The following is a 24,791-nucleotide window of genomic DNA, read 5'->3' as shown; positions in this document are numbered from 1 at the left end:
TATCTCTCACTTTCGCACAGACCGGCCCCGATGTGGGACCTCCATCACATCTCGCTTGAATTCCAGAATTGGAGTCATGGGCCTTGGAACCCGGGTAGCCTTGATCAGGGTCGAGGCGACCTTCTGTTGATCCTCATCGGTCATCTGGGGATAGAGGGGAAGGACGATGGTATGGTCCTGGGCTGCCTCCGATTCCAGCAAGGACATGCGCAGGGGCCGGGAGGCATAGACGTCCTCGCGGTGAGCGCACATGATACCGCGGCGGGTGGCGATATCGGCATCCAGCATAGCCTGCATGACAGTGCGCTGGTCGGCGGAGTCCGGCAGACGGACACAGAAGCTCTGCCAGTTGGTGCGCGCGTAGGCCGGCTCGCGCACCAGGCCCAGCCATTGCGCCTCGCCGAGCAATTCGGCGTAGCGGGCGGCAAGCGCGCGGCGGCGGGCCACGATGCCGGGCAGGCGCTTGAGCTGCTCGCGGCCCACAGCGGCCTGGATGTCGGTCATGCGATAGTTGTAGCCGAGCACTGGGTGCGTCTCGAAGATCACCTGGGTCGAGCCGTGGCGGACCGTGTCGGGCACGCTCATGCCGTGCTGGCGCAACGACTTGAATTTGGCGACCCAGTCAGCGTGCTTGGTGGTCAGCATACCGCCATCGCCGGTGCTCATAATCTTGCGTGGGTGGAAGGAGAAGCAGGCCACGTCGCCGTGCGCCTTGCCGACCTTCTCCCATCGACCGTTCCAGAAGATCTCGCTGCCGCTGGCGCAGGCCGCGTCCTCGATTAGGGGCAAGCCCCTAGCCTTGGCGATGTCGACCACAGCAGCCATGTCGCAGGGCAAGCCCATTTGGTGGACCACCAGGATCGCGCTGGTTTTGGCCGAAAACGCGTGCTGGATCAGAGCTGGATCAATGTTGTAGGTGGTCGGATCGATGTCGACGAAGACGGGGATCGCGCCACAATAGGCCACCGAATTGGCTGTGGCGATGTAGGAGTGACTGACCGTGACCACCTCGTCGCCGGGCTTCACCCCCGCCGCCAGCAAGGCCAGGTGCAGGGCCGTGGTGCAGTTCGAAACGGCCGCAGCGTGCGGCGCGCCCGTGAAGGTGGCGAATTCCGTCTCGAAGGCCGCCACCTCGGGGCCTTGCGTGACCCAGCCGGACAGGATGACGCGGCGCGCCGCCTCTGCCTCGGCCCTATCCATGGTGGGCTTGATGATCGGAATCATGTCAGATCCTCAGAACGAAAGACCTACTCGGTGCGAGAAGTTGCAGTGGTCGTATCACGACAAAGCCGGTGGCTCACCTTGTCCTATTGTGGGATGCAGATACCGACGGCCGGCGTGCCTGGTGTATTGGGACAGTTGGGTTTCCTACATATGGATACCGCTTTCGGTCAGCGGACAGGTTCTGAAACAACCTTCCGGCCCCATTGCAATGGGGCACGCAATGTGTGGCCCGACATTTTCGGCGGGGAAACGCCAAAATGTGTCGCACCCGCCATTCGACAATATACGCTAACACTTAAATATTGAATTCAATATAGGGATTTCCGGCCGTGGCCTACAGCAGATTCATCTACCTTGAGTCACCAGTTGTGGCAGTGTGACAATGCAGCTTAGCATCCAGTCAAGCCGAAGCGTATGTTGTGCTCCGAGATAAGCTGGGCCTGGGAGGAAAACGTATTTACGCTTCTTTTCATTTATCCATCGTCTGGAAGAGACGAGTAACCCACCTATAGACCGACCGGCGCGCAAACAACATTTTTCAGGATCTCAATTTGGCGAGACGTACGCCTGCACCGTCACGCTCAGAGCCTACGCCTTCTGGCCGAATTGATGTGACAAAGAGTTAGGCGTTTATAACCAAGAAAGTCTGACGGCCCCCGGGGCCGAACCATGTCTCGGTTGCGGAGCATCGGCTCGAGTATTGACCCATGGCAACCATTGATCAAGGCGCGATTTTCGCCGTCCGGTCGGCCAAGGCCGTCGCCCGGCCGGCGGAAGATCGTATCGCCGGCTTCGACGGCGTGCGCGCGATCGCCGTCCTGATGGTCTTCATCAGCCACAAAACGACCCTGCCGCACCACGATTCCTATGGTTCCGTCGGCGTCTGGCTCTTTCTCGTGCTAAGCGGCATGCTCATCTCCTCGATACTGTCGGAGATGCGCGCAAAGGTCGAAGCGGGGGTCCAGTCGACCTGGCGGTCGATGGGTGACTTCTATCTGCGCCGCAGCCTGCGCATTTTCCCACTCTATTACGCCTGTCTCGGTGTTTTCGCACTGGGTTCGCTGTTCACCTCATTCGTCGGCTTCTCGCGCGTGGAAGCGACGATCTACGCCCTCTACGGCACCAACATCTATATCGAGATGACGCCGACCGGGGCCCACGGTCATTTCGGTCACCTCTGGTCGCTGTCGGCGGAGGAGCAGTTCTACCTGCTCCTGGCGCCGATCCTCCTGTTCACCCCGCGCAAATACCTGCTTCGGATTTGCATCGGCTTCATGCTCGCCGGCGCGGCAAGGCTGGCTTGGCTCGTATCGGTGAACACCCACCCGAACGCCATTCACGTCGATCCGCTGATCGCCTTCGGCATGCTCGGCGTCGGCGGCTTTCTCGCCTCATTGAAAAACTTCAAGCCGCCCGCATGGCTGGTGAGTGCGCAATCCCAGGCGGCGGCTGGCCTGGCGTTGATCGCGATCCCACTGGTCTTCGGATATTTCCGGGACGCATGGAACGTCTTCGGACCGCTGACCTGCACTGTGGCCGGTTTGTTCCTATTCCAGATCGCCCGCAACCAACAGACCCCGGTCGTGGCTTTCCTCAACCTGTGGCCGCTGCGCTCGCTCGGCCGGGTGAGCTATGCCTTCTATATCCTGCACCAGTTCGTCCATTTCTACGACCTCACGGCGGTGCTCCATAAGCTGCATCTGGAGATCGACGCGCCGGCTAACGTTCAACTGGCCCTGGAGCTTTTCATCACCATCGCGCTGGCGACGCTCTCCTGGCACTTCTTCGAGCGGCCGCTTCTGCGGTTGGGCGCCAGATTGACGGCGCGGGAGGGCACCGAGGCCAGCAGCGCAACCGCTGCCTTGTCCCCTGGCCGGCAAAGAGCCACGTAGATGCGGGCGGAGCTACGACCAATGCGACTCGACGACGAACGCCGCATCAAGGGTTTTGATGGCTTGCGCGCGATCGCCTTCGTCTTCGTATTCATTAGCCACAAGTTTCATCAAGGGACGTATGGATCCCTTGGCGGCGACGGGGTGATGCTCTTCTTCGGGCTCAGCGGCCTCTTGATCACCCGTATCCTGGCTCGCACGCGGGTGGCAGTCGAGGCTGGCGAGACGACAACGCTTGCGGGTCTGGGGCGATTCTATCTTCGACGCACGGCCAGGATATTCCCCGTCTATTACGCGACCATCGGCGTTTTCCTGATCGCCTCGCTGTACGTTCACTTCGATGGCTTCGAAGGCGGCGCGCCCCAGGCCATGCTGCTCTACGCCACGAACATTTATGTGTTCACGACCGGCCACTGGGTAGGCCATTTCAACCACTTCTGGACGCTGGCGATCGAAGAGCAATTCTATGTGCTGTTTGCACCCTTGCTGCTGTTCACCCACAGCAAGGCCGCCGGTCAGATCTGCGTTGCTTTCGTGGTTGTGGGTCTCATCACTCAGGCGGGCCTCGAATGGGCCGGAGCATCGTCCAAGGTCATCGGCTTGAATCCCATGATCGGCTTTGGCTATCTCGCCTTGGGTGGTCTGGCAGGACTGAACCTCGACCGGCGGGTACCGGCATGGCTGGTTTCCACGGCGGCCCAGAGCATTGCCGCCCTGGCGCTTCTCATCTTGCCCCTGACAGTCCTCAAGGACGAGATCGTCTGGCGCGTCTATGCGCCGGCAGTCGCGGCTACAGCCGCGCTTCTGGTCTTCCAGATCGCGAGGAACCAGGCCTCGCGTTTCGTCGCCCTTCTGGACACAAGGCCCCTGCGCAACCTGGGACGCATAAGCTACGGCTGTTACGTTTTCCACGAGTTCATTCATTTCTACAACGTCGAGGCAGCGGCCCGGAAGTTCGGCGTCGCATTCGAAGCGCCGGACTGGATCTCGGCCCCCATCGAACTTGTGTTGACCATCGGCTTGGCGACCGTCTCCTGGCGATTCTTTGAACGACCAATCATGGCCTGGGCCCATCGGGCGACACCGAAAGCCGCGCCGGCCATCGCCTGAGCCCCCCTCAGCTTGCCAGACCGAACAGCTTCCGCAGCAGACCAATGTTGTGGTTCAGGCGCAGGTAATATTCGCGTTCGGGCCGGTCGAGCATCTGGAACGCGGCCAGCACCGGGGTGGCGACGATCATCTTGATTGCTCGCGCGATCTTCTGGCCTGGCGTTTTCAAACCCCTCAGTTCCACCTCGCCTTCCTTGCGCGCGCGCTCTGTGAGCCACGCGCGCGTAAGACGGCCAGCATCGACCTTGTGGTCCACGACGAAGGCATCCGCGTACCAACAGCGATAACCTGCTCCAATCAGATCGGTCATCATCTGGGCCTCTTCCCCGCTGGCTAGGTTCGAGCCGACCCGACCGGTCTTTACGTCGAACCCACCATGAGCTTGAAGCGCGCTGCGGCGGAACAACAAGTTGGCGCCGACGCCGATGGGATGATCGGTCGTGTCGCGGAAGCCGTCCTCATCGACCACCGACAACAACAAGCGCGCTCGCGGTCCGAGCTGGCTCGGCGGTATTTCAAGACTGCTGGCGTCGTCGGGCCAGTGTGCGACCACCCGCCCCGCCAGGATGGCGGTCTGGGCGTCACAGCGGGCCGCGTAGGTGATCGCCGCTTGTACCCAGCCGGGCCGCGGCACCGCGTCATCGTCCAGCAATGCAATCCAATCGCCTTTGCCTGCCTCGAAACCCGCGTTACGGGCCCGGGCAACGCCGGGCTCGTCGAGCCGTATGAAGCTCAGTCCCGGGCGCGCCTTCAGGGTCTCCAGCACATCGGCGTGCGCCGGCGCCGAGGCGCTGTCGATGACGATGACCTCCACCGCCTGGCCGACGCATTGCGGCAGCAGGGCGTCGACGTTTTCGAGGACGTCGTGGCTGCGGTTGTGTGTGGCGATGACGATGCTAATGGCCGGGGCACCTGTGCTGATCTTCGGCGCGTCCTTGGCGTCGTGCATGCCCATCCGATCCTTAAGCTCCACGCGCGTTCAGTCCAGCGCCGCGTCCTCGACGGCCGGCGGGCGCGCGCCTAGGCCGATCGACCAGAAGAACGCCGCGCGCAACGGCGTCGGCCTCACGAGCTGCCTAACCGCCCGGAACGGAAACACCAACAGCGCATGACGCACCGCGAACCGCACGCCCTTCGCATCCCCCTTGGCCGCCCGCTCCACCGCCGCATCGGCGAAATAGGTGTAGAATCCCAAGAGCGTGGCGAAATAGGAATGCAGCCACTCCTTCGGTGAGCGCCACTTGCGCCAGACGGGTATGGCGTGCCGCATAAACACCCTGCGCGTATAGGGAATCCGGCTCAGGACCAAGGCGTCGTAGGATCCCGACGGACGCTGGCGGAACAAGACGCATGGCACGGCCACATGCTCCACATGCCCACCGCTGGCGACGCGCATATGCCAGTCCCAGTCCTGGTCGGCCAGCAGGGTCTCGTCGAAATAACCGTAGGCGTCGCGTACCGCGATACGCGCCATCGTGGCGCCGATCTGCGGGAAGTAGCCGTCCAGCATCATCTTCAGATGATCGCCGTCGGGGCGCACGTCATTGGGGATGGGAGGCGCGATCGGCCGCAGACTAGGATCGGCCATCACAACCTGACCGAAGACCGCCTCCACCTCCGGCTGGCGATCGAAGAGTTGCAAATGCGGCCGCACATGTTGCTCGGTCCACACGTCGTCGTCGTCCAGGAACGCCAGGAACTCCCCCGAGGCCGCTTGCATCGCGGCGTTGCGCGCGGCGCCAGCGCCCGCGGTCGTCACGATGAGGTGCTGCGCGCCATGGGCCTGTGTCACTGCGCCGGTGGCGTCGTGGTTGGAGCCGTTGTCGCCAACAAGGATCTCAAACGTCAGATCCGGGCCTTCGAGCGCGCGAATGCTCGCCAGCGACTGGTCCAGGTACTGCGGACGGTCGCGGGTCGGGACGACTACCGAGACGATGCGCGCCTGACTCACCCCCATTCCTCCCACCGATCAAAGACGCCCGCCAGGGCCGCCGAAAATACCCGCATGTTGTCGAAGCGCGTGATGAAGGTCCGCGCGATGGTGCCAGCCGAACGCGTCTCCTCTGCCTGGGCGTACACCAGCTCATAACCTGCTGCCTTGGCCTCCCGCATGGCGATCGGGGTCCAGTTGGTCGATTGGCCGAGCGGAATTGCGAACGAGGTCGGCGCAAAGCCGAGCCGGGCCTCGATCATAGTGCGCGAGCGGTCCAATTCCTCACGGGCGGCGGCGCCGTCCAGCTGTCCAAAATCGGGATGGCTTGCGGAGTGGCTGCCGATTTCGGCGCCGTCGGCGGCCAGGCGCTCCAGATCGCGCCAGCCTAGAACCTCGTCGGTCGGCCAGGGAGACCCGCCTTCGCTCCAGTCGGTGACGACGAAAAGGCTCCAGGGAACCGCGAAGTCTTTCAGGATTGACGCGGCCTCGGTCATCACGCTGCGCAGACCGTCGTCGAAGGTGATGGCAAGGTCCATCGGGTCGCCCCCCGTCCGAGCGATCTTCGAGGCCGGGACGAACCGGTAGCCTCGCGCCGCGGCCCACTCCAACTGGCGACGGAACAGCTTCGGCGGCACGTCGTTGTGATCCATCAGCGGCTGGCCGACCGAGTGGTAGGCCAGGATACGGCCGCCCGAACGGCTTACGCGTCGGCCAAGGACGGACATGCCCTCTCGTTCGAGGACCATGCGTGCGCCGACCAGATGACGCCTTTCGACACCGAAGGCGCGGACAGCCCGCTTCAGAATCTTCGGCGGTCGCCCAATCATATTCACCTTCGCCTCAGTTCTTTCTGTCGGTGTCGAATTGCAGGCCCCATGGCAAGTATGACTTCTGACGCCAACGCCACCATGTCGAAACCCGAGGCACCCATACCCATCCCGTCAAACGCAATCCTCACCAGAAGGAAAGCAAGGCCTCAACAGGCTCTGTTCCGTCGAACGTATCAGAATGAGGTGCTGAACAGACCAGAGTCAAAAAGGGTATCCCGGTATGTTTTTGTCAGCCTGCTAAATCAAAAGTGTAATTCGCGATGGCTGCCTGACTGACAGCCCTTCAGGCTATAGGGGTACTGGGAATAAGGTGTGCGGGTCGCATCTGAAGATCGATCTCGCGTCGCAGACGCGCCCGACGAAGGGACGCCGGGCAAACCATGCCGTTAAAACTCACATCCAGCTGTCGCCCCTCAGCCGGCTCGCCGACCGCGGCAGCCATTCGGGAAGCAGGTTGCGGACTGCGTCCCAAGGCCCGTCGAAGCTCTTGGTCCGCGCCAGGCGCCGCCATACCCGTAGCCGCTCCGGCAGCGCCATCAGGCGCAGGGAACGCTTCAGGATCGCCTCGGCGCTGTCGAACTCGCCGAACACCTCGTTGAGCAGGATGTCGGGATATCCTTCGTAGAATTCCTCGTTCGCGGGCGCGCCATTCCCACGCAGCGGTGTGACTGGCGGGATCGCGACGGCTCTGGCGTAGAGAACCTCCAGGCTTTCGATCCAATTCGGCGTGGTGTGCAGCCGCTTGACATTGGCCGCCGTCTCATCGCCCCGCCGACGCAGCGCCTGCGGGTCGGCGAGCCAGTCCGCCAGGATGCGGTTATACTCCGCCATCGAGGTGGCGAAGCCAATGGTAGGCGCCAGCCCAGGCATATCGGTGCTCATGACGTTAGCATCCAACGGATAGGGAAACAGCGTCGCGCAGGGCGCGCCCAGCCCGCCGGCTTCCAGCATCGAGGTAATCGATACAAAGGGGTAAGAGTCGAGATAGATGTCCGCCGCCTCGAAGCTGAGCGAAGGATCGGGCGTCTCCGGCCGCCCAATGATCCGCCCGCCGGTCGCCGCTATGGCGTCTTGCCAATCGGCCGGCTCGCCCGGCCCGACGACCAACAACCGCGCATCGGATCGGGCCAGCAGTGCCTCGACATGCATGTCGGCGAACGACACCCCGCCCATCGTCCGGTATTTCACGCCGCGCGCGACCGAAACCAGAAGCGGTCCGTCGACCGGGATGCCGAGCTTCTGGCGCGCCTCGGCCCGGCTGTGCTTGCGGATCGGCGGATCGATTTGGATCGGCAGGATGGCGTGACGCTTAGCCGAGATCCCACGCCGTTCCACCACCAGACGCTCGCCCGAGACGCGCGAACTGGCGATCAGGTCGCACACACAGAGCCCGACCCAGAAGGCATGGTCGGCATGGTTGACCAGCACCACGGGCGGTCGGTTGCGCTCGTCGGCGAAGGCTATACTGGGCGTCGGGTCCTCGTTGCTGACGTGCAGGACGACCAGGTCGAAATTGAGCGACAACTTGCGGAGCGCGCTGGCCCATTCCACCGGTCCGCCGCGTGTTGCGCCGATTACGTGGATATGTCCGCCACGAGCCTCCACGGCCTGGCGCACCGAGGCCGGCGGCTTCCCCGGATGGCGCAACAGGGCCAGGGAGTGATGACGGCTCTCGTCGGCGACGATCCAGCGGCGCATCATCCGCGTCAAGCCGCCGACTTCGCTCAAGGCGGTGGCCACATGCAGCACGCGGCCGATCTTCGTTCGCGTCGGTCGCGCAGTTTCGGCCTTCGGGGCGAGTGTCCGTCGCGCGATCTCGATCAGGATTTGCTCAAGCGGCTCGGACCGATAAAAGCCGCAATGCCGCTTGCGTGCAAGCGTGACCGCCGCCTCTACATAGGCCGCCGCGGAGTTGAGGTCGTCAGCCTCCAGACAGCGCTCCGCCTCACACCGAAGGCTTTGAAACTCTTCATAGTTGTGACGCATACGCGCCACCTCGGAATCGGAGCGCACGGCTTCAAATCGCATCGTCTCCGGCATCCTTCCCCCCACGGTCGCGGCCTGCCCTAGAACTTGTTATACCTAGTGGTGAAGGCTTGCCAAGCGACAAAGCAGGTTACATAGAACTGTAGCCGACCGCTGCTATCGCTTCAGCGGCGCACCAAGGATCATATCCGATTTGCAGGCGATGGCACGTGACAGACAGTTCCAGGGGGAAGCGATGCCTATTTCGGACAGTGTGGTGCTGCGTGGCGAGGTCGTCATCCACCACCCCAGTATGGTGAACCTCTACGGCTGCGAGGTCGGTAACGGCTCGCGCATCGGCGCTTTCGTCGAAATCCAGAAGAATTCCTCAGTCGGCGAGCGCTGCAAGATCTCCTCGCACACCTTCATCTGCGAGGGCGTAACCATCAAGGACGAGGTCTTCATCGGCCATGGGGTGATGTTCACCAACGACCGTCTTCCCCGAGCCACCAACCCGGACGGGAGCGCGCAGAATGAAGCCGACTGGAAAATTGAGCCGACCCTGGTCAAGAAGGGCGCCTCCATCGGCTCCAACGTCACCATCACCCCGGGCGTGACCATCGGAGAACGGGCCCTGATCGGCGCTGGCGCCGTCGTCACCCGTGACATCCCCGACTTCGCCATCGCTGCCGGCGTGCCAGCCCGTGTGGTCGGAGACGTAAGGACCGCAAAGACTGGCTGACCCCCCTCGGCCCCTCTCGGCACGGCTTCGTACACCGAATTGCGATCCTTTGGTGTATTCGGAGAGATCATTTGAGGTAGATCCGGCGCCCTGCCCTCGCCTGGCTGGATGATCCTGAGGGGGTCTTGATGACCCAACGGCCATAGTGACCGCACCGCTTCGCAGCTTCAAACTGCATTGTGAAGAGGTCGAGGTGGCACGGCATTGAGCGATCGGCGCATCCCTTCTCAACCAACGACAGGCTCCAACAAGCCTCCAAGACTCCGGTGGGCGGGGGCGGAGTGAAGGGTAGTCAATATGATCAATATCGGCATCATCGGGTACGGCTATTGGGGGCCGAACCTCCTGCGCAACTTCATGGAGATCCCCGATGCCCGGGTCCGCGTGGTCGCCGACCTGGACCCCAAGAAGCGCGAGTTGGTGAACCGTCGCTATCCGGGTGTGCAGTCCACCAGGGACGTCCAGGCCCTGTTCCAAGATCCCGAGATCGACGCCATCGCCGTGGCGACGCCGGTCAATAGCCACTTCGAACTGGGCATGTCTGCGCTGAAGGCCGGCAAGCATCTCTGGCTCGAGAAGCCTATGACCGAAACCTCGCTACAGGCCAGGATGCTGGTTAATGAAGCGGACAAGCGCGGGTTGACCCTGATTGTCGATCACACCTTCATCTATACCGGTGCAGTCCGGAAGATGCGCGACATCGTCGCCGCCGGCGACCTCGGCCAGATCTATTATTACGACGCCACCCGGGTGAACCTGGGCCTCTTTCAGAGGGACGTAAACGTCATATCCGACCTGGCGGTCCACGACTTCGCGATCATCGACCGTCTGTTCGAAGAACATCCGACCGCCGTTTCGGCCAGCGGTATCAACCACTTCCCCGGCACCCCGGAAAATTTGGCCTACATTTCGCTGTTTTACGACTCTGGCATGATGGCGCACATCAACGTGAGTTGGCTAGCTCCGGTGAAGGTGCGTAACATACTGGTCGGCGGCTCCAACAAGATGATCACCTACGACGATCTGGAGCCGTCCGAGAAGGTCAAGGTTTACGACAAGGGCGTCTCCTTCACCGACGACCCGGCCAAGATCCACGAGATGCGCGTCGGCTACCGGACGGGCGACATGTGGGCGCCCAAGCTCGACTCCACCGAGGCCCTGCGTATCGCCGGCCAGGAGTGGATCGACTGCATCGTCGAAAAGAGGGTTCCCATCGCAGATGGCCGGCTTGGCCTGCGCGTGGTGGAGATCATCGAAGCCGCCACCAGTTCCATGCGCGGGCGTGGCGAAACCGTGCACCTGCGACGCAAAGATGCAGCCTAATATGATCCCGTTCGTAGATCTGAAAGCCCAGTACACCACGATCAAGCTCGAGGTAGATGCCGCCATTCAGCGCACTTTGGAGAGCTGTCAGTTTACCCTGGGCGCTGACGTCGCTGAATTCGAAAAGGAATTCGCCGCCTATTCGCAAGCGGCCTTCGGCGTCGGCGTCAATACCGGCACCAGCGCCCTGCACCTGGGCCTGCTGGCCGCCGGGATTGGACCGGGCGACGAGGTGATCACCTCCCCCTTCACCTTCGTGGCGACGGTTGCGGCCATTTACTACACAGGCGCGACCCCCGTGCTCGTCGATATCGATCCTGCGACCTACACCATCGACCCGGCCCAGATCGAAGCCGCGGTCACGCCGGCCACCAAGGCGATCATCCCGATCCACCTCTACGGCCAGCCCGCCGACATGGATCCGATCATGGCCATCGCCCGGAAGCACGGCCTGATGGTGCTGGAGGACGCTTGCCAGGCCCACGGCGCGGAATACAAGGGCAAGCGCGTCGGGGCCATTGGCGACATGGCAGCTTTCAGCTTCTATCCCGGCAAGAACCTCGGCGCCTATGGCGAGGGCGGGATGCTGACGACCAACATCGCCGACCACAACCGTGCGGTTCGCATGCTGCGAGACTGGGGCGCCGAGCGGAAGTACCATCACGAAGTCAAAGGCTATAATTATCGCCTGGAAGGCCTTCAGGGCGCTGTCCTGCGTGTGAAGCTCAAACATCTGGACCGATGGACCGAGCAGCGACGCGCCACGGCCGCCCGCTATGACGCCATGTTCGCCGGCATCGGCCTGTCGACCCCGTTCGTCCGCGACGATGTGCGCCACGTCTACCACATCTACGCCGTGCGTACGCCCGACCGCGCGCGCTGGGGGGAGGCGCTGAACGCTCAAGGCATCCAGTCGGGTATCCACTATCCCATTCCGGTTCACCTGCTGCCCGCCTACGGCGATCTCGGCTACAAGCAGGGCCAGTTCCCGCACGCCGAAAAGGCCGCCGCCGAGGTTCTCTCCCTACCTATGTTCCCGGAGTTGACGGAGCAGCAGCAGGACGCGGTCGTGGCCGCGGTCATCGAATTGCAAGCAAGCGTTGAGCGGGCCCCACTCAACCGGAAACACGCCTCGAACCGATGACAGGGAATACGATGAAACTTGAAGGCTCTCGCATCCTGGTGACCGGCGGCTGCGGTCTGGTCGGCTCGACCACCATCGACCTGCTGCTTAAGGAGCACGCGCCGGAAAAGATAGTGATCCTCGACAACCTGGTCCGCGGCAGCCTGCAAAACGTCAAGGACGCCCTGCAAGACCCGCGCATCGAACTCGTCGAAGGCGACATTCGCGACGTGGCAACTGTCCACAGGGCCACCGACGGCATGGACGCCGTCATCCACATGGCAACCCTGAGGGTCATCGCCTGCGCCGCCGAGCCGCGCGAAGCCCTGGGCGTCATGTGCGACGGCAGCTACAACGTCATTGAGGCCGCCCAGGCTAAGGGCGTGAAGAAGATCTGCGCGGCCTCCTCGGCCTCGGTCTACGGCCTGGCCGACCTCTTCCCGACAGAAGAGAGCCACCACCCGTACAACAACCGCACCTGGTACGGCGCCAGCAAGGTCATGCTGGAAGGCCTGTTGCGCTCGTTCAATGACATGTACGGCCTTCCCTACGTGGCTTTGCGCTATTTTAACGTGTACGGCCCGCGCATGGACCTGCATGGTAAGTATACCGAGGTTCTAATCCGCTGGATGGACCGCATCGACGCCGGCCAGCCGCCGCTGATTCTCGGCGACGGTTCCACCACCATGGACTTCGTCTATATCGAGGACATCGCCCGAGCGAACATCCTGTCCCTGCTTTCTGACGTGGAGGACGATGTGTTCAACGTCGCCAGCGGCGTGGAGACCAGCCTGAACGAACTGGCCGCCTCACTCCTGCGCGTGATGGACTCCGACCTTCAGCCGGAGTACGGGCCCGAGCGCAAAGTGAACCCCGTCTCGCGGCGCCTTGCCGACACGTGCAAGGCGGAAAAGATGCTGGGCTTCAAGGCGAGCATCGACCTCGATGAGGGCCTCACCCGCCTGGTCGACTGGTGGCGAGCCACACGCGGGCAGGTGACCTGACGAACCGCTCGCGCGACGACGAAATCTTTCCTGGTAGGCTTGCCCCTACATGGCAGAAGCGTGCGATCCTTGACATGGGCGCGCCCCGCGGCGTCACCCTCACCCGCCGCCCATCGCGACGTAGAATGTGCAGTCGCTCCACATGGCGTAAATGAACGCAGCCAGCTTGCGCGCTATCGCAGGCCTAGCGATGGCAAGAGCGTTGCCGATCTCCAGGCCCCAGCTCTTGATCTTGTCCTTGCCTTGAAGCGCGTCATCCGTCCCGACACCCGCCTCGGAGAGCGCGCGCCGCACGTCGGCGTCGCCAGCCTTTGAGATAGGGACCTCGAACATCGATCGAAGCGCCCGAGTGCCTGGGCCGCGAGACTAGGCCGAAGTAGGCGGCGAGTCGCCTGAGGGACGAATGCGCGTCGGGTCCTCGATCGCTGTCATGAAGAAGTTGCCGTCACCGGGCTGACGCCGCGGATCGCCATAAAGCGCCAGCATGCCTCGCAGCGCGCGACGGTCCTCATGACCAGATCATGCAGCCGGCAGTACTGTCGCCACAGCGCGCGCGGGCCGGTGAGCATGTCGTCTATCAACTCGGCCGCAGCCTGCGCACCGCCTGCGCGAAGGCGCCGCCTCCGACCTTGCCCCATGCGGATGCCGAACGACTTTAACGAGTGGCGGACGGCGTTCTCCAGATAGAGCAGCTTGGCTTTCAGCTTCGCCGGTGCGTTAGCAGCAGGTGCGTTCGGTTGCACCTTTCCGACTTGATATAGCCCCAGCGGGACCAGCAAGTGCGCAGGATTTTGGCGACGCCGACGCGTCGGTCTTGTTGAGCTGCGTGCGAAAGCGGAAGCCAAGCCGCAGTCCCCCAACGCCGAATGGCGCCGTCTATCTTTGGCTCATATTGGGACACCCTTGGTTTGGCACCGCAATTGCTTCTAAAGCTTTGTCGTGGCGCGAGGGCGCTGCTTCCTGGTTGGCGAAGCAACAGGGCGAGGTAGGCAATGCGCATCCTAGTGGGACCTGCTAAACGAGAAGGTGTTTCTCGAACGATTTTCCATCGACCGTTGGGCGATGCCGATATCAGATCCGAAACGGGGGCGGTCATCATGTCGATAGATGCCGGCGGCATTTATGCAAGCGGTTCGCAATACCGGTACCAGATTGAGTTGACGCTTGATGAACTTGAGGTGCTTGCGAGCCGTCTGGCAATGAGATCCAACTAGAATACTTGGCCGCGCCAGCTCCCCTGACGCAACGAATCAGCTGCTTTAGCTTCGCCGGACCTGAAGGAACTGTCGGCCGGCGCATGCGGTTCTAGCTATTTCTATTTGGCTGGTAGCATCCTTCTGTTGGATTTTCACCAACGACGGCCGATTCATCATTGGCCCTTGTGCGCGAGCTGCCAGGCTAGTGCACCGGACCGTACCGGACGTCGGTGGCACCGTTCGCTGTCCCGATGCCGCTGCCTGGTGCTCGTCAGCCAGATCACCGCACTCTGCACGCAAGATGGAACTGTTTGAAGAATGGGTTATGGCCAGAGCGGCGCCGACGCGGCTTCCGGCGGCACGCCGCCGTCACCTAGAGAACCGCCAGCGCAAGCGGCGCCAACGCCCGCAACGGTGCCTGGCATCACCCTTCACTCAGCCGGCGCCGCACCCACCTGCCCCACTACATCGTGGTGCAGTTCGGCGAGGAACCCCACTGATCCGGGCGGCATTGTCGCCGAGGTCGTAGCGGCCGTAAGCGGGTATTGATGACGTCTGCGCCCTGGCCAAATCCGCGATCACACGCTGGGCACGACTATTGTCGTCTGAAGTCATAACAGAAAATCGGCTCTGCCAAACTTGCGGGATGAAATCACAAGATCAGAGCGCGTCATCAAGTCCGGCTATAACTCCACCGGCAGAGATTGCGACTGAAGCCGCACCCGCCCTTCAGCACCGTAGCTGATCGCACCGCCTACCTTGGTCTCAACCGCGCTGTCACACGGCTTTCGTTCATTCGCATGGTTCGCGGAGATTGGCATGATCGCATACTCTCATCTCATCCGGCGTCGTCTCCCTCACAAAGCAGCGCCGGTAAGGCTCGGCGCCCTTCTTTTCGTTCCCAGTGTGTGTGTCTAAAGGAGGTCGCCGGGCCTGCCGTTGCTCGGGTGGTTGCTCCTGATGGCTGCGCTTGGCGCCGTGGTCCTACCTCTTCCTTCCGGGTAAGCCAGCGACGCGCTTGCGAGCCGGCTCGGCATGTAGGATTATAGTCCTTGTTGCGGCGAAGCTCCATGACCTGAGATCGCCAATGGCCAGAACCAAACCTTCCGAACAGCTTTCACAGGCGGAAATTGACCGCTTCCTGGCGGCAGCCGAGGCGCTGCACAAGAGCATCGTCGGCCGCTCCTGGCGTACCACAGCGAGCACTACAAAGCTCTTCGTGAGGTCCAGCGGCCCTTGTTGAAGTCGATCGAGACCATCACCGGCAGGAAGACGCAGTTCATAAAATGGAACGGGACAGGACCGGCACAGGCTTGGGAGAAGCCTCCGGGCTAATGCCCAGCCTCGCGCACCTCTCGCCGCCGCATCACCTCCACAAGCAGTTCAAAGACGGTTTCAACCTCGCCGTTGATTTCGTCGGCGCCGATGCCGGCCTTCTCGGCAGCTGTCATCAACTGATCTTTCAAGTCACCGATGGTGATCGGATCCCCCAGCGCCACAATGGGCAGCTGCTTGGCCACCCACTTGTCGAGAAACTTCATGCCGCGTGTGCTCGTTTATTAGCAACCTCTCATCTTGACGCCGCAGCCGCCCACCCCAGAGTCTTGCACATGGCTCGAGGCAATATCAAAGTTGGCGATGAGGTCGCCGTCACTGCGGTTGTGCGCGGCCGGGTGACGCCCGATCGCGTAAGCGTGACGATCCCGTCCTATAACTTCCCGCATTCGGTTGTCGATTCGACTTTGAAAGCCGTGATCGGCCAGAATATGGAGGTCACCGGCACGGTCACGCGCGTCGATGGAGACAAGGTGACCGTGAGCCTCCGGCCATTGGTGACTGTGGACGCCGAGTATGTGCGGCTGGTTGAGAGCTATGTGGCGCCGAAGGGGAAAACGCGGCTTGTTGACAAAGCCTAACGGCACAGCCGACCCAAAGCACAGGCCACTGAAACTTTTCCCTTCACATCGGCTCTGGTCGCCTCGCGCTAGCTGCCGACGATGGGTCGGCATCTTCCCAACTTTGCGCCATGTCATCGCGATGATGTTGACGAAGGCGCTTCAGCAGTTCGCGAGAGGCTTGGATCGCCCTGCGCGATTGATCCATGTTCTGGCACGTGGCGCGTTCCTCCATGGACTTCTGCCACTTTAGCAAGGTGGCGGTAGTCGCAGTGGCCGCTTGAGCGATATCTATGGGCGTTGCAACCATCGCATCCTCCCAAAAGGCAATGGTAACCACAATCTTTATAGGCGTCGAAACCCTTCCTTCAATCAAAAACGGATTCATACGGCAAAATGGCTATTTCTCAGGGGCGCTCGACGGCGGCTTCGTCGCCCTCGGCTTCCATCTCTTGACGATCTAATGATTGTCCTAATGCCCGTAGGGTCCGGTTCCTGGCAGCGTTCCCTGCGTTCTTCAAGGAACAGCTTGGTGTGCTCGTTCCGCTCAAGAGGCGTTGTCCCGTGCTCTTGAGCGAACTTTCCAAACGCCTTGCGCAGGTCGGCAAGGTCCAAAGCCCAAAGATGCTCACTGCTACCGGGTGCGACATTGCGTTCACCAATCCGCCCATTCTCTCGGAACTAAGTTGGCTTCGCGGTTGAGCCTTCAAGATGGCATTGCGAGATAATTCGCTCGGTTCCTAATACGCATATATCTTCGGCAGCGCGGGGCTTCCTGTCTTCCCGCAGTGGCCGGTGCAGTTAAGCCCCCCACAAGCTTGCCCAACTGCACCGGCCATTCCCTTATGGCTGGGGATGGTCTTTGCGTTCGGCAATCTTTTCCAAGAGCTTCCGTGAAGCCTCTAGTACGCGGCGTGTCTCTTGGATGGTCGATTGTAGGGATTCCAGCTGGCTCTCCGCTCGGCGCTGGCCACGGCGGGCGCTTTCAATGAACTGGTGGTCAGGTTCCCACCGGTCTTTCATGGGACTTAGCCTCTCTTACCGGTAGCGGATCAACGCCAAGAAAACCCGCCATCCGCGCGCAACAGCGGGTTTCCATAGTCACGGCTACATCCGAAGAATCGACCGCTCAGATTAGGAAATGTGCGGTTCTCGCTACGTTCCATACAATTTTAGAAAGCCATTCCCTATGGCTGGGTCGTCCCAATCCGTCGATTCAATTGGCTTGTGCTGAAATGGGGTCAAAAATCAAATAGGCATGGAAACCAAAAAGCTCTTGTTGCGTTCGGCGCACTAAAGACCGGGAGGTTGTGCCCATGGGCACCTTTTTACCGCTATTCGTTAAGCTGGTAGACCGGAAATCAATGACGGTTTCCTCTATTTGTGAGGCCGAGCAAGCGCTCCAGGGGCAGTGGCCAAATAAGGGTGCGGCGGCCTATAGGGATGCGTGCCGATTGATCGCGGAGGCCAAGGATGGAAGCTGCAGTCCGGCCGTAGCATTTGCGGCGTTCAAGGCCGCCGCTATCGACCAGCACTTGCTGCAGCCCGAGCCCGGCGCTCGGCATGTCGAACAACGTGCCATAAACCATCGTGATGATGAACCGCCGTCCCCGAGTATCAAATAGAGACCGACACACGGGATCTCGCTTGGTCGCGACGGTGGGCTCGCACCGTACCGGGGCAGGTGTGATGCGAGCCCGGCCGAGTCTTGCGCGACCTCGACCAGCAGCGAACACCCACTCGCTGCCGTTCTATCAACATGCCCCCAAATTTCAGGTTCCGCTAATGTACAAAAAAGCCCACCACCGTTCAGGTAGTGGGCAGTTTTGGGAGACACTGATATGGGAACAGTGCGATCGCCCCAAGTGTTTCGAGCCTACAATGTTCCAGGGGGATTCACAGTGCGGGCGTTTCTATGAAGGCATGGACACGGTTTCCGATGATACCGGCCAGGCCTCAGGGAGCCCCGCCGGACTTGTGGCGCCCGTCCGCGCCTTCGCCTTCGATGTTGCCGCCACGCTGTTCCTGGGCCTCGCAGTCGGCCTTGGTGTTGGCTTTGGAATGGCGATCGTGGGTTAGATCGCGTCCTTCCTTCGTTTGTATGTTTCGTGGGCATTGGTAGCAGTGCCCATATGTTTGCCAGCCGGCGCTAAGTATCACCGGTCAGGCCCAGTGGCCGCCCGTTAGCGCCCCCCCGCAACAAGCTGCTGGGCCGCCCTATGTACTGCCGAGGCGAAAAAAGCCGCTGCGCGAGATGGTCAACTAGCGCCAGTGAACTGCGCGAACTAATTGCGCGCAAAACGCATAGGCGGCGGGCTTTTTGTCTGTCCGGGGAACAGGCGTCAGGCGGGTGAGTTGGGTGGTTGCAGCGTCTCCCGCTGCCAACCGATGTCGACGGTTGAGGCCCGTGCTGTGCTTTACAGGCTGGCGCGGGCCGCTCGTGCCCCGTTAGGTCCATCGAACTTAGCGATCCACCTGGTTCGGGTCGCCCCCGTTTAGGTCTTAGATTTGCCTTCTCAGGCCATTCGCAGCCGGCGAAGTCTATGGGCGACGTAGTGCGGACCTGGCCCCGCGAGCGGTCGTCCGGTCATCAGGAAGCCGTCCAGCATAGCTAGCAATTCGCGCGCTGCGCCGGATGAGCAGTAGTAGTAGATTACTTGACCGTCGCGTCGGGTGCCGACAAGGCCGAAGGCGCGGAGCTTGGCAAGATGCTGCGACAAAGCCGACTGGCTGAGTTGAACTTTCTCGGCGAGGACACCGGCCGAAAGTTCGCCGCCGGCCAGGTGGTTCATGATCAAAAGCCGCTTCTCATTTCCCATCAAGTTGAGAAAGGCGGAGACGGTTTTGGCACTGGCGGCAAGGTTTCTTGAAATCATCGAATCAGACTAAGGTCCTACCCAGATAGGAACTTAAGTCTGCAGGAACGCGGAATCAAACCCTCAGTTCCGCCAAAAAAGCAAATTCCTATTGATCCTCATCCTCGCGGAAATCCTGCAGCGATGCATGCCGCAGGTCATCCTCGCCGCGCAGATGCTTCACGCGTCCAATGACTCCCGGCTTTACCCATTGCGTGGCCGGCCGCTTCATGATGCCCTTGGGCGCCGTGCCTGAGTGCTCCTGGACGCGTTTCCATAGCCTCTCGCGCATTTCCCGGTTCAAGGTGACGAATGCGCTTCCGACATAACGCCCGGTGCCGCGCTGAGCCATCAGAGCGAAAGCCGGCTTGCCCGCTTCACGCTCGACGCCGAGCAGATCGAACTCGTCGATCGCATAGCACTTGGCCTTCAGCCAGTTGGTCGACGGACCGCTTCGGTATTTGCTGTCCTTCCGCTTCGACACCATGCCTTCAAGTCCGGCCTTGTCGAGCAAGTGAAAGATGGCCTTCGCTTCGCCCGGCAGGGGCTCGCCGAAATTGAATGCGCCCGCCCGGCTTGATCATGCTGGCCAGGATCTCGCGCCGCTCCTCTAGCGCCTTATCGCGCAGATCGTGGCCGTTAAGATGAAGCAGATCAAAGGCAACAAAATACAAGTCGTGTTGCCGGCGGGTGATGGCTTTGCGCAGCGCTGCGAAGTCCGAAAGGCCCTTGTCGTTCAGAACGAGGATCTCGCCCTCGACAATGGCGCTTTCGGCACCAAGGCGCTTGGCCTCTCTCACCAGGTCGCGATATTTCGCAGTCCAGTCGTGGCCGTTGCGCGTATAAATGCGTGTGCCGACTTCATCAATGATCATCTGCGATCGGTAGCCGTCGAACTTGACCTCGTGGGTCCAGCCTTCACCCTTCGGGAGGCTTCTCCACAAGGGTCGGCATCAACGGCTCGATGAACTTCAAACGCATGCACTGACCCACCCTCCGGCGATGCAATAAGATTAAGCTAAAATAGTTCCGAAACCGGAAATCAGCCTTTTGGTGCAACAAACACGTCAACTCGGCGTTGCGGGATGAGGAAGGAGAAAACGATATGGCCGATGACAAGAGCAAGCGGGGTTTTCGCGATCGGGACCGTGTCTCAGCCGACGAGGATTATGAAGTTGAATATTTCGCAACAAAGACCGGCATCACACCCCAGCAGGTCAAAGAGCTGATCGCGAAGCACGGCAACCAACGCGAGACTTTGGAGCGGGTAGCCAAGGCGCTGCGGAAATAATGACCAGGCTATCTGATCTCGGCAGACCACTAGTCGGGCACCGACATAAAGGCCCGCCCGCGAGCGAACTCGCGCATTTCCTCCCTTGCCCTGTTTGCGGTCAACAGATCGACATGCGCGATTTTCGCCAGGTCGCTTATCATGCCGATCCGGAGCACGAGCCGCTCGAACTGGACGCTTAGGACCAAAAGTGCCGAAATACCACGTTGAGGAAATGGCGATACGGTGACGGCTACCCACATCGTCCACGCGACAACGCCGATCAGGGCGGCGCGGGAAGCGACAGAGCGCGACATCACTCTGCGCACCAGCGAGCCCATCTGGATCAGGGTTGCCGACGAAAAGCGCGGCCACATATTCGAATACAGTTTTAGCCAACTCGGCTAGCTGAGTTTTTTGAATGGCATACCATGCCGTCGACCTCGATACGCAAGTTCGACTATGACCCCAACACTAGGGTTCTCTCGGTTTGGTTTGTAGCGAGCGGGAAGCATTACGAGTTTTTGGACGTACCTGCTGAGGCCGTTGCTGCGTTCAAAGCTGCCTTTGCCAAGGGCGTCTATTTTAACAGCCACATCCGCAATCGTTATGCAGTCCGGCTCGCGCCAGGGCGCTGACATCTGGAGACGCCGGGCTTGTTCAGGGATGGCCCGCGCCTGCTTCCGAGCGCGGGCCGACCATGATGAGTGAGGGGCCATCTTGGTCACCGGCAGGACCGCTGAGAACGCGAGCCGGGTGTGACCGAACAGCCTCGGAGCGAGGATGTTCCCGGCTGACGCAAAAAGGCCGAAGGGCGCAATTAGCACCGACTTAATTATGTCCGGATCATTTTAACGAATCGTTGACCGCGCTGTCCCAGAATAGGACGGCGCGGTCAAACCCCAACCTTGGCTGCGCAGGCGGCTTCGGCACTCAGTTCCACCCCCGAGCTGTCGGAGCCGCCACCCACCCCACACTTATACCAGCAATGGTTGAATCAACCGTTACTGCACGTGCTTTCCATGGCGCTTCCCTGATCGTTAGACTTTGACGGATCAAACAGGGGATTCACAGATTCGGAGACTCGACCGATGGAAACGATCTTCGATGACATGGGCAACGGCCTCAGAGCGCCCGCACAGACGCATGGCGCCCTGTATGCGCCTTCGCATCGACATGGCCGGCAAGCTGTTCCTTGACGTCGTAATTGGCCTGGGCCTTGGCTTTGGAATCGCAATCGCGGGTTAGACCCGACCTATCGGTTCGGGCGGTCCGTAGCCAAAGCGTTGTAGAGCACCAAACACGCCAGCAACGAAATGACGCTGCCCAGCAGGTCGCCTAGGGTCAGGCGGGAAAAATAGACAAGATCGAACGCCGGTACCGCCATCGCTCCAGCCAATCATGATTCGGGACACTGCCGACATTAACCGTTAGTCGGCACTAATGTTCTGGTCTGGATAACCTGTTCAATCTTTTGGTTGAACTTGCGCCATTCGCCAACAATCCAAATTTGGGCGAAGCAATCAAGCTTGCGAATGAATACGCCTCCGGAGACGTCCCCATTGGCCAAGAGGTTTTCGACGCCATCGGAGCGTCGCGGAAAGAAATGATAGAGAGTTGGCGAAAGAGGCGGAATGCTATCCGGTCTGGCAAGCTCGCTCCCACACCACGCAACGGCATCCAAAGTACCGCGAGGAATAGGAATGGCTCAGGTCCGCAAGCGCACCCTGCCCTCCGGTGAGTTCGCTGGCTGGCAGACTACTTCGATGCCGGCGGCAATCGCCGCGCCAAGCAGTTCGACAAGCGCAAGGATGCCGACGCCTATCTGGTAAAGGTGCGACGTGACCTGCAGCTCGGCGTTCATGTCGCAGACAGCACCTCGATCACGATCAAAGAGGCATCGAAGCTGTGGCTGGAAAGATGCGACGCCGAAGGCTTGGAGCGCTCTACGCGCGATGCCTACGCCCAACACGTCAACATCCACATCGTGCCGCTGATCGGCGCCAGAAAGCTCTCGCAGTTCAACACGCCGCACGCCCACGCCTTCGCTGACGAACTGGCGAAGGATCGATCGCTTGCCATGGTCAAGCGCGTTGTGCGTTCGCTCGGCGCGATCTTCGTTGAAGCAAGGCGGCGTGGCTTGGCGGCGACAATCCGCTGTCGAACGCCAAGGTGAAGACGAACGATCGGCGAAAGTTGAAGCGGCCCGAGATCCGACCAAACCCGAGTTGCGGACGTTACTGGACGCCGCCCAAGGCAAGCACCGCGCCCTGATAGTCACGGCGCTATTTAGCGGCTTGCGCGCCTCCGAACTGCGTGCCTCAGATGGAACGCCGCCGACCTGAAGCGCGGCGTCCTCACGGTGAAAGGCCGCGTGGACGCATGGGGTGATTTCGGGTTTCCGAAGACTTCGGCCGCGAGCGCGACGTGCCGCTGGCGCCCATGGCAATCAACGCCCTGAAGCAGCAGCGCCTAGCCATTGCGAACGGTCCCGATGGCTTGGTGTTCCCCTCCGACGAAGGAACGCCGCTCGACCATCACAACATCCTTGCGCGCGTCTGGACGCCGATGCTCGTCGGTGCCGGCATATTCCGGCTCCACCCCACAAGGCTCGATCCCGAAGGCGATCCTCTCAAAATCGCCAAGTACGACTTCCATGGCCTGCGTCATGCAGCGGCCAGCCTGTTCATCGAACAGAAGCTATCGCCGAAGCGTGTCCAGACCATTATGGGGCATAGCTCGATCACGGTGACGTTCGACAACGGCGATTTGTTCGAAGAAGATGCCGCCGATCAGACGGCAGTTGCCGAGATCGAGGCCCGCGTGCTGTTGTAGCGGGAGATTGCAACACGACTGCAACACGAGGCGAATTTTGCTAGGGACGGTAAAATCTGTCTCTGACTCTGTTAGAGTAGTCCTGGTTCGAATCCAGGTTCCCCAGGCAAACTGGACGACGCAAACGACGCAAACTGGACGCCGCAGACAACAATCAGGTTCACGGACATCCTGGTGAGCATTCGCATTGGAGCGGATAGTATCGTCGGCAAAAGAGGGTCCGAAAAGCAGCTCCCTCGTAGGAACGAAAAAAGAAGAGAAGCGGAACTTGCGTGTGCAGTATTTGCACACGAACCCTCATAAATATTTGATTTTGTTGATCTATCTTCCCTATCCATCATCGGATCGACACCGCCGCCATAGACGATCATCAGATCGGCTGATCGGCAGTAGCGGACGTTGCCGCAGCTGTTCTACCCTGCCCAACATGCGGAAAGCGCTGGAGGTTGGAGGCTGCGCAGATCTCCTATCGTGACCCCGAACCATAGTCCACTCCAACCCGAGTCCTGGACGCACGGCGTAGCACCGAGCCTACTTCCTGCCGTCGTTCAATAATAATCCCGCGCCGCAGTCAGCCAGCGAGATCACCGTCGTCTGCCGGACGCGTGTCGGCTTCCAAACTGACAAACGCACCGCCTTTGTAGCGACGCTTTCCAGCCCACGATCACCTGCGCAGCTTTGCCGCGCTCGCTGCGCACCAATAATTTCCATCTCCTTCCCTCAAACTGATCTTGCGCAGGCGGTCGTTTTGCCGCTGGCAGGCGCTGTCCTTCCGCTTCGATCGCGGCAGCGCCCAGTATCAACGCTGGCGGATCAAACCGCACAATCAGCACCTCAAAGCTGATCAGCAGAAGGAGCAGCGAATCAGGATCTTGTCGATCAGGGTCCAAAGGGCCGAGCACATATGTCTGGGCACGGTGACCGTGGCATAGCCGGCGCTGCAATGATGGCGTCGGCGCCCGGAGCCGGAAAGCCCAACTAAGAAAATCGTCGGCGGTGCCGATCTCGAAGAAAATTCTAGCCCGGCACGGTGAACAGGCTGGGGGCCGCATCGCGATATAGGGTTCAGCACAGCTCCGGCGGCACCACGTCGATCGACCCACTCCCGCTCGACGGCCCCGGCTACGTCCATGGTCAGCACGCGCAGCATGGTCAGCTGGCGCTTCATCGCGCGCAGATCGCGACGGTCGGTCTCTTTCGGCTCATGAAAACGTCACTCTGCTTTGCTAAACGCGGTGCTGGACCGGGTTACCACGCGTCAGATTTGGATCATCACCTTGCCGGCCTCGATTGTCGCCGGATAGATCGCGAGATTGACGCAGACCGGCGCGCCCTTGGCCTGGCCGGCCGCAATTGAAGCGGCCAATATGCTTCAAGGCATTGGATGACGTCGTCGATCACCAGCGCTTCGGCCGGATGCGCCTTCTCATGCGTACAATATCCGTCGGTGGCGAAGAACTCGTCATCGGGCGAGCGGCAAACCGCGAAGGTGCGGCCGCGAAGATGGAAGCGGATGACATCCTCTTCCGAGATGTCGTCCACCGCGCACGCTTCAATCCAGTCGGCCATCTCCGGTCCGGCAAAATTCGCGATC

General features: G+C 61.0%; 22 protein-coding genes and 3 pseudogenes. 14 read left to right on the top strand and 11 right to left on the bottom strand.

The features are described from left to right. Nucleotides 1-6 precede the first annotated feature (6 nt). Nucleotides 7-1,224 carry a DegT/DnrJ/EryC1/StrS family aminotransferase gene (locus tag AC3CCE_RS00380; protein ID WP_023697356.1) on the bottom strand — a complete coding sequence of 406 codons (1,218 nt, stop codon included), beginning with the start codon at nucleotides 1,222-1,224 and terminating at the stop codon, nucleotides 7-9. Between the two features lie 707 nt (nucleotides 1,225-1,931). Between AC3CCE_RS00380 and AC3CCE_RS00375 the strand changes: the two genes are divergently transcribed. Beyond that, nucleotides 1,932-3,116: an acyltransferase family protein gene (locus tag AC3CCE_RS00375; protein ID WP_023715458.1), complete on the top strand. Its 1,185-nt coding sequence runs from the start codon at nucleotides 1,932-1,934 to the stop codon at nucleotides 3,114-3,116. A 21-nt stretch (nucleotides 3,117-3,137) separates the two neighbouring features. Beyond that, nucleotides 3,138-4,226 (top strand): acyltransferase family protein, encoded by a 1,089-nt coding sequence (locus tag AC3CCE_RS00370; RefSeq protein ID WP_023697358.1) that lies wholly within the window; start codon nucleotides 3,138-3,140, stop codon nucleotides 4,224-4,226. A gap of 7 nt (nucleotides 4,227-4,233) precedes the next feature. Here AC3CCE_RS00370 and AC3CCE_RS00365 read toward each other — a convergent pair whose 3' ends face one another. From AC3CCE_RS00365 to AC3CCE_RS00350, 4 genes are all read right to left on the bottom strand, one after another. Beyond that, a complete protein-coding gene (locus AC3CCE_RS00365; RefSeq protein ID WP_198026963.1) occupies nucleotides 4,234-5,175 on the bottom strand; it encodes a glycosyltransferase family 2 protein in 942 nt (313 codons plus the stop codon). A gap of 30 nt (nucleotides 5,176-5,205) precedes the next feature. Beyond that, nucleotides 5,206-6,177, bottom strand: a complete 972-nt coding sequence (locus AC3CCE_RS00360; protein WP_196813648.1) for a glycosyltransferase family 2 protein — start codon at nucleotides 6,175-6,177, stop codon at nucleotides 5,206-5,208. Continuing rightward, nucleotides 6,174-6,986, bottom strand: coding sequence for a polysaccharide deacetylase family protein (locus AC3CCE_RS00355; RefSeq protein WP_023697361.1), 813 nt, complete (start codon nucleotides 6,984-6,986; stop codon nucleotides 6,174-6,176). Before AC3CCE_RS00355 ends, AC3CCE_RS00360 begins: the two co-directional genes overlap by 4 nt. Before the next feature lie 396 nt (nucleotides 6,987-7,382). Further along, nucleotides 7,383-9,017, bottom strand: coding sequence for a glycosyltransferase family protein (locus AC3CCE_RS00350; RefSeq protein ID WP_031201966.1), 1,635 nt, complete (start codon nucleotides 9,015-9,017; stop codon nucleotides 7,383-7,385). A 193-nt stretch (nucleotides 9,018-9,210) separates the two neighbouring features. Between AC3CCE_RS00350 and AC3CCE_RS00345 the strand changes: the two genes are divergently transcribed. From AC3CCE_RS00345 to AC3CCE_RS00330, 4 genes are all read left to right on the top strand, one after another. Further along, nucleotides 9,211-9,696, top strand: a complete 486-nt coding sequence (locus AC3CCE_RS00345; RefSeq protein ID WP_023697363.1) for an acyltransferase — start codon at nucleotides 9,211-9,213, stop codon at nucleotides 9,694-9,696. A 297-nt stretch (nucleotides 9,697-9,993) separates the two neighbouring features. Further along, a complete protein-coding gene (locus tag AC3CCE_RS00340) occupies nucleotides 9,994-11,019 on the top strand; it encodes a Gfo/Idh/MocA family protein (RefSeq protein ID WP_023697364.1) in 1,026 nt (341 codons plus the stop codon). Between the two features lies 1 nt (nucleotide 11,020). Then, on the top strand, nucleotides 11,021-12,163 hold the full coding sequence (locus AC3CCE_RS00335; protein ID WP_352625232.1) for a DegT/DnrJ/EryC1/StrS family aminotransferase: 1,143 nt from the start codon (nucleotides 11,021-11,023) through the stop codon (nucleotides 12,161-12,163). An 11-nt stretch (nucleotides 12,164-12,174) separates the two neighbouring features. Then, complete coding sequence (locus AC3CCE_RS00330; protein WP_023697366.1) at nucleotides 12,175-13,146, top strand: NAD-dependent epimerase/dehydratase family protein; 972 nt, start codon at nucleotides 12,175-12,177, stop codon at nucleotides 13,144-13,146. A 99-nt stretch (nucleotides 13,147-13,245) separates the two neighbouring features. Here AC3CCE_RS00330 and AC3CCE_RS00325 read toward each other — a convergent pair whose 3' ends face one another. From AC3CCE_RS00325 to AC3CCE_RS00315, 3 genes are all read right to left on the bottom strand, one after another. Continuing rightward, nucleotides 13,246-13,479, bottom strand: a complete 234-nt coding sequence (locus tag AC3CCE_RS00325; RefSeq protein WP_023697367.1) for a hypothetical protein — start codon at nucleotides 13,477-13,479, stop codon at nucleotides 13,246-13,248. Nucleotides 13,480-13,574: 95 nt separating this feature from the next. Beyond that, nucleotides 13,575-13,925, bottom strand: a complete 351-nt coding sequence (locus AC3CCE_RS00320; protein WP_023825208.1) for a hypothetical protein — start codon at nucleotides 13,923-13,925, stop codon at nucleotides 13,575-13,577. Between the two features lie 1,748 nt (nucleotides 13,926-15,673). Next, nucleotides 15,674-15,883: a DUF768 domain-containing protein gene (locus AC3CCE_RS00315; protein WP_023697370.1), complete on the bottom strand. Its 210-nt coding sequence runs from the start codon at nucleotides 15,881-15,883 to the stop codon at nucleotides 15,674-15,676. Nucleotides 15,884-15,952: 69 nt separating this feature from the next. Here AC3CCE_RS00315 and AC3CCE_RS00310 point away from each other — a divergent pair, with 69 nt between their 5' ends. The 3 genes from AC3CCE_RS00310 (at nucleotide 15,953) to AC3CCE_RS00300 (ending at nucleotide 18,316) form a co-directional block, all read left to right on the top strand. Continuing rightward, nucleotides 15,953-16,258 (top strand): hypothetical protein, encoded by a 306-nt coding sequence (locus AC3CCE_RS00310; protein WP_023697371.1) that lies wholly within the window; start codon nucleotides 15,953-15,955, stop codon nucleotides 16,256-16,258. Between the two features lie 1,295 nt (nucleotides 16,259-17,553). Continuing rightward, nucleotides 17,554-17,862, top strand: coding sequence for a DUF982 domain-containing protein (locus tag AC3CCE_RS00305; protein WP_023715453.1), 309 nt, complete (start codon nucleotides 17,554-17,556; stop codon nucleotides 17,860-17,862). 256 nt (nucleotides 17,863-18,118) lie between these two features. Beyond that, nucleotides 18,119-18,316 (top strand): hypothetical protein, encoded by a 198-nt coding sequence (locus AC3CCE_RS00300; protein WP_023715452.1) that lies wholly within the window; start codon nucleotides 18,119-18,121, stop codon nucleotides 18,314-18,316. 437 nt (nucleotides 18,317-18,753) lie between these two features. Here AC3CCE_RS00300 and AC3CCE_RS00295 read toward each other — a convergent pair whose 3' ends face one another. Together AC3CCE_RS00295 and AC3CCE_RS00290 are read right to left on the bottom strand one after the other, a co-directional pair. Beyond that, on the bottom strand, nucleotides 18,754-19,113 hold the full coding sequence (locus AC3CCE_RS00295; protein ID WP_023697377.1) for an ArsR/SmtB family transcription factor: 360 nt from the start codon (nucleotides 19,111-19,113) through the stop codon (nucleotides 18,754-18,756). Between the two features lie 88 nt (nucleotides 19,114-19,201). After that, nucleotides 19,202-20,073: pseudogene (locus tag AC3CCE_RS00290) on the bottom strand (ATP-dependent DNA ligase). 124 nt (nucleotides 20,074-20,197) lie between these two features. Here AC3CCE_RS00290 and AC3CCE_RS00285 point away from each other — a divergent pair. From AC3CCE_RS00285 to AC3CCE_RS00265, 5 genes and pseudogenes are all read left to right on the top strand, one after another. Beyond that, complete coding sequence (locus tag AC3CCE_RS00285; protein ID WP_023697378.1) at nucleotides 20,198-20,383, top strand: DUF3606 domain-containing protein; 186 nt, start codon at nucleotides 20,198-20,200, stop codon at nucleotides 20,381-20,383. Nucleotides 20,384-20,608: 225 nt separating this feature from the next. Further along, nucleotides 20,609-20,770, top strand: a complete 162-nt coding sequence (locus AC3CCE_RS00280; RefSeq protein ID WP_156940762.1) for a hypothetical protein — start codon at nucleotides 20,609-20,611, stop codon at nucleotides 20,768-20,770. Nucleotides 20,771-20,793: 23 nt separating this feature from the next. Continuing rightward, nucleotides 20,794-21,000, top strand: a complete 207-nt coding sequence (locus AC3CCE_RS00275) for a KTSC domain-containing protein (RefSeq protein WP_023697380.1) — start codon at nucleotides 20,794-20,796, stop codon at nucleotides 20,998-21,000. A 1,196-nt stretch (nucleotides 21,001-22,196) separates the two neighbouring features. Further along, on the top strand, nucleotides 22,197-22,538 hold the full coding sequence (locus AC3CCE_RS00270) for a tyrosine-type recombinase/integrase (RefSeq protein WP_023824840.1): 342 nt from the start codon (nucleotides 22,197-22,199) through the stop codon (nucleotides 22,536-22,538). Between the two features lie 248 nt (nucleotides 22,539-22,786). After that, nucleotides 22,787-23,197: pseudogene (locus AC3CCE_RS00265) on the top strand (tyrosine-type recombinase/integrase); the annotation flags it as partial. A 1,258-nt stretch (nucleotides 23,198-24,455) separates the two neighbouring features. Here the strand turns inward: AC3CCE_RS00265 and AC3CCE_RS00260 are convergent. After that, nucleotides 24,456-24,766 (bottom strand): annotated as a pseudogene (locus tag AC3CCE_RS00260) (Rieske 2Fe-2S domain-containing protein). Nucleotides 24,767-24,791 lie beyond the last annotated feature (25 nt).

The sequence above is a fragment of the Mesorhizobium sp. P160187 genome (assembly GCF_057766425.1).
Note: the sequence above shows the minus strand (reverse complement) of the source record. Positions and strands in the feature narration are given on the sequence as shown.

What these genes read in the sequence shown, in the direction of transcription:
- AC3CCE_RS00285 (WP_023697378.1), top strand. Translation starts at nt 20,198, where the DNA reads ATGGCCGATGACAAGAGCAAGCGGGGTTTTCGCGATCGGGACCGTGTC.
- AC3CCE_RS00275 (WP_023697380.1), top strand. Translation starts at nt 20,794, where the DNA reads ATGCCGTCGACCTCGATACGCAAGTTCGACTATGACCCCAACACTAGG.
- AC3CCE_RS00345 (WP_023697363.1), top strand. Translation starts at nt 9,211, where the DNA reads ATGCCTATTTCGGACAGTGTGGTGCTGCGTGGCGAGGTCGTCATCCAC.
- AC3CCE_RS00330 (WP_023697366.1), top strand. Translation starts at nt 12,175, where the DNA reads ATGAAACTTGAAGGCTCTCGCATCCTGGTGACCGGCGGCTGCGGTCTG.
- AC3CCE_RS00300 (WP_023715452.1), top strand. Translation starts at nt 18,119, where the DNA reads ATGTTCCAGGGGGATTCACAGTGCGGGCGTTTCTATGAAGGCATGGAC.
- AC3CCE_RS00375 (WP_023715458.1), top strand. Translation starts at nt 1,932, where the DNA reads ATGGCAACCATTGATCAAGGCGCGATTTTCGCCGTCCGGTCGGCCAAG.
- AC3CCE_RS00380 (WP_023697356.1), bottom strand. Translation starts at nt 1,224, where the DNA reads ATGATTCCGATCATCAAGCCCACCATGGATAGGGCCGAGGCAGAGGCG.
- AC3CCE_RS00295 (WP_023697377.1), bottom strand. Translation starts at nt 19,113, where the DNA reads ATGATTTCAAGAAACCTTGCCGCCAGTGCCAAAACCGTCTCCGCCTTT.
- AC3CCE_RS00340 (WP_023697364.1), top strand. Translation starts at nt 9,994, where the DNA reads ATGATCAATATCGGCATCATCGGGTACGGCTATTGGGGGCCGAACCTC.
- AC3CCE_RS00350 (WP_031201966.1), bottom strand. Translation starts at nt 9,017, where the DNA reads ATGCGATTTGAAGCCGTGCGCTCCGATTCCGAGGTGGCGCGTATGCGT.
- AC3CCE_RS00365 (WP_198026963.1), bottom strand. Translation starts at nt 5,175, where the DNA reads ATGCACGACGCCAAGGACGCGCCGAAGATCAGCACAGGTGCCCCGGCC.
- AC3CCE_RS00305 (WP_023715453.1), top strand. Translation starts at nt 17,554, where the DNA reads ATGGGCACCTTTTTACCGCTATTCGTTAAGCTGGTAGACCGGAAATCA.
- AC3CCE_RS00315 (WP_023697370.1), bottom strand. Translation starts at nt 15,883, where the DNA reads ATGAAGTTTCTCGACAAGTGGGTGGCCAAGCAGCTGCCCATTGTGGCG.
- AC3CCE_RS00370 (WP_023697358.1), top strand. Translation starts at nt 3,138, where the DNA reads ATGCGACTCGACGACGAACGCCGCATCAAGGGTTTTGATGGCTTGCGC.
- AC3CCE_RS00355 (WP_023697361.1), bottom strand. Translation starts at nt 6,986, where the DNA reads ATGATTGGGCGACCGCCGAAGATTCTGAAGCGGGCTGTCCGCGCCTTC.
- AC3CCE_RS00310 (WP_023697371.1), top strand. Translation starts at nt 15,953, where the DNA reads ATGGCTCGAGGCAATATCAAAGTTGGCGATGAGGTCGCCGTCACTGCG.
- AC3CCE_RS00335 (WP_352625232.1), top strand. Translation starts at nt 11,021, where the DNA reads ATGATCCCGTTCGTAGATCTGAAAGCCCAGTACACCACGATCAAGCTC.
- AC3CCE_RS00325 (WP_023697367.1), bottom strand. Translation starts at nt 13,479, where the DNA reads ATGTTCGAGGTCCCTATCTCAAAGGCTGGCGACGCCGACGTGCGGCGC.